This window comes from Candidatus Brocadia sp. (genome assembly GCA_021646415.1).
Taxonomy (GTDB): domain Bacteria; phylum Planctomycetota; class Brocadiia; order Brocadiales; family Brocadiaceae; genus Brocadia.
The window spans coordinates 40,042-55,416 of the sequence record SOEU01000021.1; the positions used below are offsets into that span (position 1 = coordinate 40,042).

9 protein-coding genes and 1 pseudogene are annotated in these 15,375 nt (G+C 42.4%); 9 read left to right on the plus strand and 1 reads right to left on the minus strand.

Annotation, left to right across the window (positions count from 1 at the left end; all coding sequences use genetic code 11):
* Positions 1-4: 4 nt before the first annotated feature.
* Positions 5-1,969: a hypothetical protein gene (locus tag E3K36_14420; GenBank protein ID MCF6156399.1), complete on the minus strand. Its 1,965-nt coding sequence runs from the start codon at positions 1,967-1,969 to the stop codon at positions 5-7.
* A 312-nt stretch (positions 1,970-2,281) separates the two neighbouring features.
* Between E3K36_14420 and E3K36_14425 the strand changes: the two genes are divergently transcribed.
* The 9 genes and pseudogenes from E3K36_14425 (at position 2,282) to E3K36_14465 (ending at position 14,965) form a co-directional block, all read left to right on the plus strand.
* Positions 2,282-3,022, plus strand: a complete 741-nt coding sequence (locus E3K36_14425) for a YggS family pyridoxal phosphate-dependent enzyme (GenBank protein MCF6156400.1) — start codon at positions 2,282-2,284, stop codon at positions 3,020-3,022.
* A 68-nt stretch (positions 3,023-3,090) separates the two neighbouring features.
* Positions 3,091-6,295: pseudogene (locus tag E3K36_14430) on the plus strand (helicase).
* Positions 6,296-6,353: 58 nt separating this feature from the next.
* Positions 6,354-6,557 carry a hypothetical protein gene (locus tag E3K36_14435; GenBank protein ID MCF6156401.1) on the plus strand — a complete coding sequence of 68 codons (204 nt, stop codon included), beginning with the start codon at positions 6,354-6,356 and terminating at the stop codon, positions 6,555-6,557.
* A gap of 77 nt (positions 6,558-6,634) precedes the next feature.
* Positions 6,635-7,879: a hypothetical protein gene (locus E3K36_14440; protein ID MCF6156402.1), complete on the plus strand. Its 1,245-nt coding sequence runs from the start codon at positions 6,635-6,637 to the stop codon at positions 7,877-7,879.
* 47 nt (positions 7,880-7,926) lie between these two features.
* Positions 7,927-10,095 (plus strand): hypothetical protein, encoded by a 2,169-nt coding sequence (locus E3K36_14445; GenBank protein MCF6156403.1) that lies wholly within the window; start codon positions 7,927-7,929, stop codon positions 10,093-10,095.
* A 97-nt stretch (positions 10,096-10,192) separates the two neighbouring features.
* On the plus strand, positions 10,193-11,164 hold the full coding sequence (locus E3K36_14450; GenBank protein MCF6156404.1) for an ATP-binding protein: 972 nt from the start codon (positions 10,193-10,195) through the stop codon (positions 11,162-11,164).
* 3 nt (positions 11,165-11,167) lie between these two features.
* Positions 11,168-13,651 (plus strand): S8 family peptidase, encoded by a 2,484-nt coding sequence (locus E3K36_14455; protein ID MCF6156405.1) that lies wholly within the window; start codon positions 11,168-11,170, stop codon positions 13,649-13,651.
* Positions 13,652-14,241: 590 nt separating this feature from the next.
* Positions 14,242-14,604: a nucleotidyltransferase domain-containing protein gene (locus E3K36_14460; protein ID MCF6156406.1), complete on the plus strand. Its 363-nt coding sequence runs from the start codon at positions 14,242-14,244 to the stop codon at positions 14,602-14,604.
* Positions 14,546-14,965 carry a HEPN domain-containing protein gene (locus E3K36_14465; protein ID MCF6156407.1) on the plus strand — a complete coding sequence of 140 codons (420 nt, stop codon included), beginning with the start codon at positions 14,546-14,548 and terminating at the stop codon, positions 14,963-14,965. The genes E3K36_14460 and E3K36_14465 overlap by 59 nt, the downstream gene beginning before the upstream one ends.
* Positions 14,966-15,375 lie beyond the last annotated feature (410 nt).

Sequence of the window (15,375 nt, forward strand, 5' to 3'; positions counted from 1 at the left end):
CTTTTTAATCTTGCTTTTGTGAAGCCTCGTTTGTCTTCTGTTGATCATTTTTGACATCTTTTGGTTGAGCCTTGTCTTCCTCTTTTGTTTTTTTCAATTTAATTTCAATCTTTTTTCCCTCGCCTTCTTCAATCTCAACCGTCTGACTCATACTCTTAAAATCAGTTTTTGTTACCGTGATATCATACGTATCTGCATCTAAATCTTTAAATTCGAAAAATCCATGTGCATCAGAAAATGTTACCTTGAAAGATTTTTTCCTTGCCTTTGTTCCTTTGAGCTGTAATTTCGCAGATTCAACAGGCCCTTCCTTCAGAAAGGACACTACATTTCCGTAAATGTTGCCTTTTGGTGGCAATGTGTTGAATGTTATTTCATTCCCGTACGTAGTGCCGGCGCTGTTTTGTGCAACAAGACGGTAATAGTATACCGTTCCCGCCTGTAATCCGCTTATCCGGTTGCTTACGGGTACCTCATGCAAGCCATTTTCTATATTTTGTATTGATGAAGTGCCGCTGTAATGTTCGCTGCTCGTGCCGTATTGGAACCACGTCGTTGCCGGTAATTCCACTGCATTAACAGTCCCACTTAAGGTAGCCAGGTCAGTTGTTATACTTGTTGCATGCCCCGTTATCACCTTAGGGATGGTATCGGCCTCGGCATATGTTATTGTTATCGTAGCCGTTCCTGTATTACCAACATGATCTGTAGCCTTTACGGTTATCACATTTTCTCCCTTTGCTAAAACAATATTTGGTACAGTCCAGCCAATAGTCCTTCTTTCTGTCCTGCTCGTCTCCTTGTCATGAATCCACACCACGCTGCTTATCTCATGGATGTCGTCTGAAGCGCTGCCACTGATGCTTACCACGTCACTTTTGGTCGTATAGATTTGATCGGATGTTGGATTGGTAATCGTTATTGTTGGAGGGGTTGTATCCACAACAATAGAAGCACTAGCTGCTTCTGATATATTCCCGGAAGCATCCTTATACCAGGCATACACCGTATTCATGCCATCAGCGTTACTTATGGTGTAGGTGACGTCTTCATTATAGGTGGTAGCCGGCGTTACAGATATCCAGCCATGGGTATATTGAGAAGGAGGCGTGGCATTTGTAGAGAGATAATAACCCGTAACACCGGTATTATCGGTAGCAGAAAGGTTTGCTGTAACGGTGAAAGAGTTGGTGCAATGAGTGCCGCTGTTAATGCTTATCGCACCAATGGGGGGGGTTATTTCCGTTGTAACAGATGTATTTATATCTGCCGTAGTAAATGACATCTCACTTCCATACGTAGTGCCGGCGTCGTTCTTCGCAACAAGCCTGTAGTAATAGGTCGTTCCCGGAAGCAGCATAATTATCTTGATACCTATTTCTGTGTCGGTTGTCCCAATTATCGTTTGTGTTGCAAAGGTACTTTTGGATGGCCCGTTGACAATCCGGTACTGAAACCATGCGGTCGTTGACAATCCGTTTGCATTTACCGTTCCCTGTAATGATGCTGAATTATGTGTTACATTCGAAGCGGGACCGGTTGTTACAATAGGGGCGGTAGCAACGGATTGCAGACCGTAGGCAGTAGTTTGTGGGTCGTAATCTCCGGGGTGCGTATTTTGGCAGTACATTCTGTCCCATGCCCTGGGATCCTGAAACCGGGCAACCGCTGGCAGATTTTGATTATCATCCGGTTCCGTATGAGTTTTCTCTCCTGACTCTCCCTTTCTGTCTAAACTGCCACAGATCTTACCATGGAAAGATTTTCCGGGTAAAAATAATGATGGCTTTTCTGTATGGTGTGGTTGCGAACCGTATGCGAGCCGGCCAATAATGAAAACCGCGGCAAACAAGACTCCTATGAAACAAAGGAAAGAATGCGTGAATTTCAGGTTTGTAGATGAAATAACACTATGCGGTATTTTTCCCATAAATTTCTTCATAAAAATGGTCGGTTGTTCATTTGCCATTCTTAACGTAGTATACTACTGACAAGGTACATAGTTTAAACACCAAATGCAACAGAGATTTTACAAAAATCCAAAATGGATATGATTCCGCACGCAAAGGAGAAAGGATTCCAGTTGTTAATTGTCCTTTTTTTCTTGTTTGGGATGTTTACCCGTTTTGCATAGGTCAAATACCCGTTTTAAGACTTTCTTTTTTGATTCTTAGAGGTAGAATATGATATGTTCATTGCCACCTATCGAAGGGGTGGTTTATCAATTTATTGACTATACAACTGGCAGTCGTCAGAAACATTCCATATTTTAGGAGAACATATGTCAATCAAAGAAAACCTGGAACAGGTGAAACAAAACATTGCCAACGCTGCCGTAAAGGCAGGTAAAAAACCCGAAGAAATTGTTCTGGTTATGGCCACGAAGACCGTGGAACCGGAACGAATACGAGAAGCCGTTAAGGCCGGTGGACGCATTATCGGGGAAAATAAGGTGCAGGAGGCACTTAAAAAATACGAGGTTTTAAAAAATGAGGATGCGGAATGGCACTTTATCGGACACCTTCAGACCAACAAGGTCAGGGACGTCCTGAAATTTGCAGATATGATCCATTCTGTGGATCGATTACATCTCGTTGAGAAATTGGATCAGCGACTGCAGCAGGAAGGCCGTTCCCTGGATATCTTGGTCCAGGTCAACACCTCCCATGAAGAGAGCAAATATGGTGTTGCACCGGAAGAGGCGATTTCACTAGTCAAACAGACAGCCAAATACGACACGCTAAAAATATATGGACTCATGACCATTGGTCTCTTTACCAAAGACGAGGTGAAGATCCGCAAGTGTTTTAAGGTATTAAAAGAGATATACGACAATATAATAAAGGAAGGTATCGACCGCGTACAGATGAAATACCTTTCCATGGGTATGTCAGGCGATTATCAGATCGCAATTGAAGAAGGTGCAAACATGGTCCGCATCGGCACCGCGATTTTCGGCGCCCGTAATACCCCGGATGCCTATTACTGGCCTTCAGAGAAGACCGATGTGGATAGGGGCTAAGCAGTCTGATTTTTAATAATTTAAGTAATATGAAATCTTTTTTTCGGTATTTCAAGTGAGTTAAGTCAGTGGCTATAAATTCAGACCTCACCTTTATTACCAACGAAGAAGATAAAAGCCTGCAAGAAAGATTCAGGGTACTTATTCAAGATACCCGATTTTTCGATGTGCTCGTTGGTTATTTCTACACAAGCGGGTTTCATGCCATTTATAAATCCTTAGAAAATACCGAAAAGATCAGGATTCTTATTGGTATAAGCACAAACAAACAGACAACAGAACTCATTCAAAGAGCAAAAAACAATTACCAACCATCACTTCCCTATTCTCACGCCGAAGTAAAAGAACAATTCGAACAATCTGTCACTGAAGAAGTAGAGAATTCAGAGGATAATTCTACAGTTGAAGAGGGTATTCTGAAGTTTATTGAATGGCTCAAAAGTGGAAAGTTGGAAATCAGGGCGTACCCAACCGAAAACATTCACGCGAAGCTCTACATAATGACCTTTGTTGAAGGCGATAGGGATATTGGAAGGGTCATTACAGGATCGAGCAACTTTACTCAGTCTGGTCTTATCGATAACTTTGAGTTTAATGTCGAGTTAAAAACCAGGGCTGATTATGAATTTGCATTACAAAAATTTAACGAATTATGGAAGGATGCAGTTGATGTAAGGGAACGGTATATCGATACGATTCAAATAAAAACCTGGCTGAACAATACCATTACTCCTTACGAATTGTATCTGAAATTTTTATATGAGTATTTCAAAGATGAACTCGGCCAGACAGATGAAGTTTTTTTGAAATATCTTCCCGAAAAATTTAAAAAACTGGAATATCAGGAGCAGGCAGTTTTAAATGCGCGAAAAATACTTCAGGAATACGGCGGTGTCTTTATCTCTGATGTTGTCGGGTTAGGCAAGACATACATATCGGCAATGCTGGCAGGTCAGCTTGACGGCAGAACCCTTGTCATTGCACCTCCCGTTCTTCTAGAAAAATCGAATCCCGGCTCTTGGACTAATGTATTTTCTGATTTCAAGGCGCCGGCCGACTTTGAATCACTCGGCAAACTGGATGACCTTGTTGAAAGAGGGACAGAGAGATACACCAATATTATCATTGATGAGGCGCACCGTTTTAGAACTGAAACAACGATTACCTATGAAAAATTGGCAGAAATCTGCCGTGGCAAAAGGGTCGTCCTGGTGACGGCGACCCCCTATAACAATGCACCAAAAGATATTTTGAGCCTTTTAAAACTCTTTCAAAAGGCCAGAAAAAGCACGATCCCAAACCTTCCGGATCTGGAAGGCTTCTTTCATAGCCTGGATAAAAAGTTAAAAAAACTGGACCGTCAGAAAGATCATGGTAAATACATAAATACGGTAAAAGAAAATGCGCGGGAAATACGTGAAAAAGTCCTCAAATATTTAATGGTGCGTCGTACCAGAACAGAGATCGAAAAATACTTTTATAAAGACATAAAGAGCCAACACCTCAAATTTCCTAATGTTGAAAAGCCTGTCCCTCTTTTTTATGAACTCAATGATACGGAGGACGAAATATTCGACAAAACCATAGAATTGATCGCAAAAAAATTCAAATATGCCCGCTATATGCCCATGCTTTATTATGAAGGTAAAATTTCACAACCAGAGGAACTTTCGCAAAAGAACATGGGCAAGTTTATGAAGATCCTGTTGGTGAAGCGTCTTGAAAGCAGTTTCTTCGCCTTTAAAAACTCGGTGGACAGATTCCTGCGTTCTTATGAGATGTTTATAAAAGAGTTTGATAACGGCAATGTTTATGTAAGCAAAAAACACACGAAAAAAATATTTGAATTGCTAGAGAGCGATGACGATGAAGCCGTCCAGCGTTTGATAGACGAAGGCAAGGCGGAACGATATGCAAGCAGTGAATTTAACGGAGGTTTAAGAGATGACTTGCAGTACGACCATGACATCCTCCTTGAGATTAAAAAACTATGGCATCACATTGACCGCGACCCGAAGCTTTTAAAATTTTTGGGAGAATTGTCAAAAAATCCGGTTTTAAAAGAGAATCATCTGATTATCTTTACAGAATCAAAGGAAACCGCAAACTATCTGTTCAAAAACATAAATGAACAATACCCTGATAAAGTGTTGTGTTTTACTGGAGATTCAGGCGAGGCAACGCGCGACAAGGTCATTGAAAATTTTGACGCCAGAGCACGTCATCCTCAAGAAGAGTACCGGATACTGGTCTCTACTGAAGTGTTGGCTGAGGGTGTTAACCTGCACCGCTCAAATACCGTGATAAATTACGACATCCCCTGGAATCCTACCCGTATGATGCAGCGGGTAGGACGCGTCAACCGCGTGGATACGGCATTTGACACAATTCATACCTTTAATTTTTTCCCGACCAAGCAATCAAATGACCAGATCAAACTGAAAGAAGCCGCAGAGGCGAAAATCAATGCCTTCTTAACCCTGCTTGGCGGTGACGCAGAACTATTGACTGAGGGCGAACCCATTGGCTCGCATGAACTCTTTAACCGGTTGACTTCCAAACAAACACTGGAAGGTGAGGAAGGGGGCAGAGGAAAGCGAATTGAAATACCTCCAGGCAATAAAAGAGATTCGTGATAAATCCCCCGACCTCTTCGAAAGGATAAAACGACTCCCCAAAAAGGCACGCACTGCAAAAACCCTGACAGGGTTCTTAACCCTGTCAGGGTTAATTACCTACTTCAGACGGGGAAAGCTGCAGAAATTTTTTAAAGCCAGCCATAAAAATGAGGCGGAAGAAATGGATTTTATATCTGCGGCAAAACTACTGGAGAGCAGTCCTGATAAAACAAAGGAAAAGCTCCCCGAACAATTTTACGACCTCCTGGATAAAAACAAAGAGGCATTTATTTTAGCGACAACAGAAGAAATACCGCATCACGGGCAAAGGGGCGGACGTGACAGTGCTGCAAATATCCTCAGAATTTTAAAGGCAACCTTGAAGAACACGCAAAAACTGACAGAAGACCAGGAACTATATCTGAAAAAAGTCCTGACACAGCTAGAGGAAGGCGGACTGCCAAAACAGACGGCCATCCAGACCTTGAAGGCCCTGAATGCGCTTAAGGATGAAATCGTTAACCCGCTCAAGGCACTGGCGGTGCTTCAGACCCACATCCCTGTAAAACTCCTGGAAGAACACTATGCAGAACAGAACCCTGTGGTATTTGGCAAACGGGAAGTTATACTATCACTATATTTAACGGAACGGTAAAACCCTGACAGGGTTGAGAACCCTGTCAGGGTTACTTGGACTTGGTGGAAAAAATCATATGGCAACAAATGCAAAAAAGTTTATAGGAAAGGTATTACCCGACGGTCATCTTTCTCTTCCGGAAGATACTGCGAAAGAGGTAGGAAGTGTCTTTGAAGTGGTCTTAACGCCTATAGAAAAATCAGACATTCATAGATATGCAGAGTCACTGGCAAAAGAAAAAGGATTTTCAGAACTTACAGAAGAAGATATAGAAAGATAACCCATGAGTCAAGGGGTATCTGAACATGGACAACCCTGACAGGGTTCCGAACCCTGTCAGGGTTAATAATAAGTGTTATGGATAAACATCAGGCACAAAACATTATCAGAGAAACCTTTGAAAGTGCTTTTGATAAAGAGAGGTTTATCGGTTTTATCAAAAACCTTTTAAAGCGCATTGAAGAAGCCCCTTTTACTTACCAGGGTCAGTTCATTCCCGATGCCTACAAGGCATATATCAGCTATATGGAGAGAATCGGTAAATTCAACGACGGTGAAAACAGGATTGATATCCTTATCGTAAAACTCCAGAAAGAGACCTCCCTTGAACGCGCCCGCACCATGCAGCGTAACTTTGTCGCATGGTATCTGAACGGCAGCCGCGGAGGTGAAATGAAGGATGCTGCGCTGGTTGCCTTTGTATCACCTGATGAGGAAGACTGGCGTTTTTCACTTGTCAAGATGGACTATAAGTTTGAACAAGCTCAAACCGGTAGGATGAAGGTAAAGGAAGAGTTCACTCCTGCACGGCGCTGGTCATTCCTTGTCGGCGCAAACGAAAACAGCCATACTGCCCAGAGCAGACTGGTCAATATCCTTGCAAATGACGAACACAGTCCAACCCTTGCCGAACTGGAACAGGCATTTGACATTGAAACCGTTACCAAGGAATTTTTTATCAAATACCGTGGGCTTTTCATTTGCACAAAAGAAGAACTGGACAAAATAGTAACGCAGGCTTCCAGCCTGCAGAATGAATTTAAATCGAAGGGAGTTGATACCGTAAACTTTGCCAAGAAACTACTTGGACAAATTGTTTTTCTCTACTTTCTGCAGAAAAAAGGCTGGTTTGGCGTTGCCCGCGATGCCGAATGGGGTACAGGCTCCAAACACTTTTTGCGCGAACTTTTTGGGAAAAAGCACGGCGACTATAAAAATTTCTTTAATGACATCCTGGAGCCGCTCTTTTACGAAGCCCTGCGCATCGACCGCAGCCATGACGACCACTATTACAGCCGCTTTAACTGCAAAATCCCCTTCTTAAATGGCGGTCTTTTTGACCCCATTGGAAACAATGGCGGATATAACTGGGTGCATGCCGATATCTGTCTGCCGGATAGCCTGTTCTCTAATAAAAATAAAACCAAAGAAGGCGAGAGGGTGATGGCATTCTGGATATTTTTGACCGCTACAACTTTACCGTCAGAGAAGACGAGCCGCTGGAAAAGGAAGTTGCCATTGACCCGGAACTACTGGGCAAGGCGTATGAAAAATTCAACGCCATCCGTCCCGACAATTTTGAGGAATATAAAAAGGCATTAAAGAGCGGGAAAAAAGGCGAAGAAAGCAAATTTAACAAGCAATACGGCGTGTATTACACGCCCCGTGAGATTGTCCACTATATGTGCCAGCAAAGCCTGATTAATTACTTGCATACAGAATTGACCGATCCCAACCCTCCCAACCCTGACAGGGTTTTAGACCCTGTCAGGGTTAACGGCATCGTCACTTATCAGAAATTTGGTGAAAACCAGTTGTCCATGTTTGGTAACGAGGTCAAAAAGGGACAATTGGATTTAATGATTGAACGTGATTATCCCACCAACCCTGTCAGGGTTACGGTAAGCAAGGAGGACATAGAAACCCTTATACACGTCGGCGAGCAAGTTGGTGAGAATGAAGAAATAGCATTGATCAAAGAACAGAAAATCTTAGAGGGCAAACAGAAGTCTTCGGATTACAAATCAAAATTGCCCGAAAGCATCCGCAAAAACGCAAGCCTGATTGACCAGAAATTAGCGGACATCATCGTCTGCGACCCGGCGGTAGGTTCCGGTGCCTTTCCCGTGGGCATGATGAGTGAAATTGTCAAGGCGAGAAATGTGTTAACTCCCTTTATTATAACGCAAGCTTCCCTGTCTGCGTGTGGAGACGCACAGGCAGGCAGCTTGAGTCCAGAAACCCTGACAGGGTTCCAAACCCTGTCAGGGTTAAGGTCAGATACGCCGAGAACAACCTACGACTTCAAACGTCAATGCATAGAAAAATCCCTTTACGGTGTGGATATTGACCCCGGTGCGGTGGAAATCGCAAAACTTCGGCTGTGGCTATCGCTTGTTGTAGATGAAGACGACATAAAAAACATCAAGCCTTTGCCCAATCTGGATTACAAGATTGTCTGCGGGAATTCGTTGTTGGGAGTGGAGAAAAACCTGTTTAACAATCATCTTTTCTCTAAACTGGAAAAAGTCAAACCGCTCTACTTCAACGAAACCAATCCCACAAAAAAGCAGGACTATAAAAAACAGATTGATGAACTGATAAGCCAGATTACCAATGGTCATAAAGAATTTGATTTTGAGATTTATTTTTCCGAAGTGTTTCATGAGAAGGCCTGCCCTGAGCGAAGTCGAGGGGGTGGATTTGATGTGGTGATTGCCAATCCGCCGTATGGACGATATACAGGAATTAATGATACAATTAAAAACAAACTGAAGAAAAATTGTATTTATGGTCCTACAAGCGACCTCGCTGAATTTTTTATAAGAAATACATTAAATACTTTGCTCAGCAAAAACGGTTTTCTTACATTTATTGTTCCAAAGGGACTTTCATATGTAACTTCCTGGCGTGAAATAAGGAAGAAACTACTTTCAGAACATAACTTATATGCATTAATAGATGCAGGCAAATCATTTGAAGCAGTATTATATGAAATGTTGATTTTTATACTGCAAAAAGGTAATAAGCCTAAACCTAAGGAAAAGGTTACAACAGGATATCTTTCACAAGGTACTATAATTGAATTTCAAACATCCAGAGACATTTTGACAGAAAGTACATTTTATTTTGGGTTTCCTAAAAGTTATTATAATTTACTCAAAAAAGTTAAGTTATCTTGCAGACCAATTTCAGAATATGCAGACTTCTGGTATGGAAAAGGGGGAATGACTCCGCATGTCAATATGGAAGGGCGAGGCATTCCGGTTCTTACAGGCAAGGAAATTCAGCGCTATAATATCGTTCCCAGAAAAGAAGGTATATGGTATCTTGAAGAACATTTCTTAAATAAAAAAGACTTACATAGATCCAAGTGTGAGAAAGTAGTAGTACAGGATATTGTTGCTCACATAACACGTCCTTATCCACACATAAAAATTACAGCTGCATTGAATTGCGATGATCGTCTATGTTTAAATACTGTTATGTGTTTTTCTGCAAAGGATAAATTGAGCAATAGATGTTTGGTAGGATTATTAAACTCAACTTTCATTTCGTTTTATTATTACTATTTTGTATTTAATCAGGCTATTCGAACTATGCATTTCATGCCAGGTTATGCTGATATTATGCCTATACCAAGAATAAATACGGAACAGCACAATAAGCTTGATTTTTTAGTAAAGAAAGTAATAGATGAAAAAAATAGTAATTCTGATGCAGATACATCCTACCTTGAACGCCAAATTGACGAAATGGTTTACAAACTCTACGACCTCACGTTAGAGGAGATTGCAATTGTGGAGGGGAAGGGGTAATATTATGCAAATTTGGTATGTTTTTGTACTTATAATTGCTGGGGGGCATTTTGTATAATTAATATTTTACAATAATGAGTAGGTTGGAATATCTAATATGGCAACGGCAGAGCAAATTAAATCCTTAATTAGATCACATTTTAGTAGTGATCCGGAGCGGTTCTTTACGATTGCGCTCCAAGTGGCGGCACATGAGGCCGGCCAGGGCCACGGCGCACTGGCTCATGATATTCGTGAAACGATTGACAAAGCGCGGCGGGAGAGAGGAGCTTTGGTTCTCAAGTTCCCTCAGGATATGCGAGGACTGGTGTTGTCGGAAGAACCGGTCACCTCTATGACGGCATTAGTTATTCCTACCACCCTGAGAATCCGAGTAGAGCGAATAATTCATGAATATCGACAGCAACAGAAATTGAAAACCTACGGATTGACACATCGTAGAAAAATCCTTCTCATAGGTCCACCCGGAACGGGCAAGACGATGACTGCCAAAGTACTGGCTAAAGAGCTACGACTGCCTATGCATATTATCCAGGTGGATAGATTGGTCACTAAGTTTATGGGCGAAACAAGTGCCAAGTTGCGCCAGATATTTGATCTAATTCAGAAAGAAACCGGAGTTTATCTTTTTGATGAATTTGATGCGATTGGAGGAGAACGGTCGTTGGAGAACGATGTTGGTGAGATGCGCCGGGTACTTAATTCGTTCTTGCAATTCATAGAGCAAGATATATCTGATAGCATAATTGTAGCGGCTACAAATAGCCCAAAACTTTTGGATCGTGCGTTATTTCGGCGTTTTGATGATGTGTTGTATTATGAACAACCCACGCCCGAGGAACGCAAGCGCCTGATACAAAATGTACTTGCTGCATTTCTGACATCAAAATTTACATGGAAGACTGTGTTGGCGGAAAGCGAAGGTTTAAGTCATGCAGAAATCGATCAGGCTTGCCGAGACGCCATTAAGCAGGCAATCTTGAATAATAAACAGAAGGTGAATATATCTTTGTTGAGACAGATGCTAAATGAACGACAAAGAACTCATGTCGGGCGGCAGGGGCGATAAATTATGCCCGGAAAGCAATACAGACATATTTTTCTGAGAGGACCGACACGCACTCAAGGATTTACGAATCCACGAAAAGGCGGTTCATCCGCTCGGATTCCAAACCGCGATCGTTCCCAGCACAGCACTTTTCTACAACAACGCCTTGATGCCGCATGGAATGAGGTCGGACAACGACAAGCCGTTGTCCAAGTGGAGCGTCACGGAGCCTACATTGATTTTATGAGCGAGCCTGGCTTTGAGTTACTGGTTCAGAGTCTGGAATCCAAAAGATCAGGCATCTGCCTTCTGAATGTACGTCAGAGAGTCGGAGAAGATGGACAAAAACAAACCTTTGCAACAGTATATGTCCCTCATGATAAGCGAGGTCATTTTTTTAGAAAGATCACTGCCTATGCAGAACAAGTAACCAAATCAGGAGAACCAAAAAACAAGAAACTCATAAGCAGTATCGCTGATATCCGAGCTTCTGTTCTCGAATCATTCTGGCAGGACGACATGATGTTCCTTCCCGCTACTAACACCGTATGGGTGGAGGTCTGGCTTAGTAGCGACGATGATGCCGTTGTTAGGCGGTTTGATTTATTGCTGGAGCAATTCCATATTGAACGAGCTGAAGGGCTTTTGAAATTTCCCGAAAGATCAGTGAAGCTCATCCATGCTAATCGAAGTCAACTGGAGCAGTTGATTGAGGCTTCAGACGACATTGCGGAGTTACGCGCGGCCAAGGAGATAGCCTCATTCTTCATTGCAATGGAAAATCAAGAGCAGATAGAGCGAGTTCAAGAACTTCTCGGTCGCACCAGCTTTAATGTCGATACCGATGTGGCCATTTGCATTCTCGATACCGGCGTGAACAACGGGCACTTGCTTATCAGGCCGATCTTGGATGATGCTGATCTTCATACAGTTATTCCGGCATGGAATGTAAACGACCACAATGGACACGGTACTTTGATGGCCGGAACAGCCGCTTATGGCGACTTGCTGGCTATTCTTAATAACAGTGGTCGCTTGCAAATCAACCATCGCTTGGAGTCCGCGAAAATCCTACCCCCTCCTCCAGCGCAAAATTCGAAAGAACTTTGGGGCTATATGACCGCCCAAGGCATAAGTAGAGCGGAGATTCAAGCCCCTCAACGAAAGCGGATTGTGTGTATGGCTGTTACTTCAACCGACAACCGAGACCGTGGGAGGCCTTCCTCGTGGTCTGCCATGGTGGACGAGTTAGCTTCCGGGTATGGAGACAATGTCAGGCGGCTCATAGTAGTCTGCGCAGGAAATGTTGATAACTCGAATAATTGGCGCAACTACCCAAATGACAATTTGACAAACGAGGTTCACGATCCTGCTCAGGCATGGAATGCCTTAACAGTAGGAGCTTTTACAGAAAAAACGAGAATCAATGATCCTACACTGAGTTTATATTACCCTATCGCCCCATCTGGTGGGCTTTCTCCTTTCAGTACTACTTCGGTAACTTGGCCTACCCGGAAGTGGCCTATCAAACCCGAAGTTGTTTTTGAAGGTGGTAATGTTGCACGTGGCCCTAATGATTCCATTCTGGATGCTGATGACCTGCAGCTGCTCTCAACATATCATGATCCGCAGGTTGCCCAGTTCGCACCGTTTAATATGACGAGTGCCGCTTCTGCTCAAGCAGCATGGATGGCCTCACAAATTCAGACCCAATATCCTGATGCTTGGCCGGAAACCGTCCGTGCCTTGATTGTCCATACAGCAGAATGGACTGATGCGATGAAAAGTCAATTTTTACAATCTCAGCCTCCTACCAAACAAGATTTTGCAAAGCTACTTCGAATTTGCGGATATGGCGTACCGAATCTAGGGCGCGCCCTTTACTGCGCGTCAAATTCTTTGACATTAATTTCGCAGACGCAACTGCAACCCTTTGACAGGCGTGACGGCCGATATGTGACCCGAGATATGCATCTTTACAACCTCCTATGGCCAACGAGTGAATTATCTAATCTTGGAGAACAAATAGTGACTATGCGAGTCACACTTTCTTATTTCATAGAACCAGGGCCCGGAGAGGTCGGTTGGAATAATCGATATAGATATGCCTCTCATGCACTCAGATTTGCAGTCAACGGGCCGGGAGAATCTGAAGATGAGTTTGTAAGGCGTGTCAATGATCAAGCTCGTGATGATGGAGAACATCCTGGTACCGAAGGTCCTGGAGATAGGTGGTTAGTAGGCGATGCCAGAAATGTAGGGTCTGTCCACTCTGATATTTGGCAAGGCCGGGCTGCCGAACTTGCAGGGTCTAATTTGGTCGGTATATATCCTTCTGTCGGGTGGTGGCGTGAAAGAAATCATCTGGGCCGTTGGAACCGGCAAACTCGTTATGCACTGATTGTATCAATTTATACACAGGAACAAAATATCGATATCTATACTCCTGTAGCAACTCAGATTAGATTGTCAGTTCCGATTGAAGTAACTGTTAATAGAAGTTCTTAGAAATTAGTGGACATGGAGAGGAAGAGGGTCGTATTAGTGATCTAAGGGAACGTGTTGGGACACCTTGATTAGTGAATATAATGTTGAGTATTTATAGCGATTTTAAAGAATTTTGCTTATATTTGTCATCATGAAAGAGGATTATCTGCCTGCCTGTGCAGCGGAAAACAGGCAAAAGATGGACAAACAAACCCCGTTAGATAGCAAATCCGTTATCTAACGGGGCAAGCCAAAGTCCACGATTTGGAAAAACACATTGACCAGCTTGTCTATATACTCTGCAACCTCACGCCGGAGGATGCAATTGTGGAGAAGAATATGGGAGCATTCCCGATTTTTTGTAAAAGGCAATTATGTAGTAATAGTAACTCATGCTTCCAGCTTGAGTTATAAATTTCACAAGCAGAATGCTTGTGATACAATAATAGTCCGCCAATTGGCAAATGTAAAGAATTACAAAAAATCGGGAATGCTCCCGAAGAATACTATATGCTTTTAAAAAATTGAAAGATGTGGTATAAAACGTATAGTAAATCTCCTTTAAGAGTCCGATGCATTCTATCTAATGAGATAAATTATAGGAGTAACCATTGATTAGTAAAAAAGTACTTCAAGAGGCAACAAGACGGTTAGTATCGAAATTTCAACCTGAGCGTATAATTCTTTTTGGTTCGTACGCAAGAGGAACTGCAGACGAACATAGCGATGCAGATATTCTTGTAGTTTGTCCTGTGAAAAAAAATCGCATAAAAGCGATGGTGGAGATGGACAGCGTACTTGAAGGATTAAAAATGGCAAGGGATATTGTCGTTCTCACCCCAAAGGAATTTGAAATAGATAAAGAAATTCCGGGCACAATTGCGCGTTACGCAAGCAAAGAGGGAAAGCTATTGTATGAGCGAAAGCAGAAGCGAGATTATAAGAAAAACAAAGGAATGGCTGGTGCACGCTGATGAAGACCTGCGCTTAGCCAAACATGCCCTTAAGCTCAAGAGTTCCTGTCCATACAAGCTTATTGCCTATCATGCACAGCAGTGTGCCGAAAAGTATTTAAAGGCTTACCTTGTTTTTAGAAATATTGACTTTCCTTACACCCACAACATATCCCATCTATTAGAATTATGTCCTGATTTTACAGTACTGGCAAAGGATTTACAGGAAGCAAAAGTTTTAACCCCTTATGCAATTACTGCACGTTATCCAGGAAAAGGTAGGGTAAGTAAACGAGATGCCTTACAGGCAGTAAAGATTGCAGATACTGTAAGAAAAATAATAAGAGGTACTTTAAAAAAGAGAGGGTTAAAAATTTCATAGTACATAAAATGGTACTTGGTGTTGCCAGTTGATTAATGACAAAAGATCAAAAGGTCAAGGGCGAATCTTTCAAATTGACAAATTCTATCTGGATGGAAATGTGCAAAGATACATCTTTTCCCCACTCCCCACTCCCCGTTTTCACGAGGACAGACCATTACGAAAGACACGGCTTGCCCCGTTAGATAGACATGTCCGTTATCTAACGGTGTTGGCAGCTTGTTTACAAACTTTACGTCCTCACCTTGGATGGGATTGCGATTGTAGGGGGGGAATACTATACGCTTTTAAAAAATTGAAAGATGTGGTATAAAACGTATAGTAAATCTCCTTTAAGAGTCCGATGCATTCTATCTAATGAGATAAATTATAGGAGTAACCATTGATTAGTAAAAAAGTACTTCAAGAGG

Coding starts and splice junctions, on each gene's coding strand:
- E3K36_14450 (MCF6156404.1), top strand. CDS start 10,193: ATGGCAACGGCAGAGCAAATTAAATCCTTAATTAGATCACATTTTAGT.
- E3K36_14425 (MCF6156400.1), top strand. CDS start 2,282: ATGTCAATCAAAGAAAACCTGGAACAGGTGAAACAAAACATTGCCAAC.
- E3K36_14435 (MCF6156401.1), top strand. CDS start 6,354: ATGGCAACAAATGCAAAAAAGTTTATAGGAAAGGTATTACCCGACGGT.
- E3K36_14440 (MCF6156402.1), top strand. CDS start 6,635: ATGGATAAACATCAGGCACAAAACATTATCAGAGAAACCTTTGAAAGT.
- E3K36_14455 (MCF6156405.1), top strand. CDS start 11,168: ATGCCCGGAAAGCAATACAGACATATTTTTCTGAGAGGACCGACACGC.
- E3K36_14420 (MCF6156399.1), bottom strand. CDS start 1,969: ATGGCAAATGAACAACCGACCATTTTTATGAAGAAATTTATGGGAAAA.
- E3K36_14465 (MCF6156407.1), top strand. CDS start 14,546: ATGAGCGAAAGCAGAAGCGAGATTATAAGAAAAACAAAGGAATGGCTG.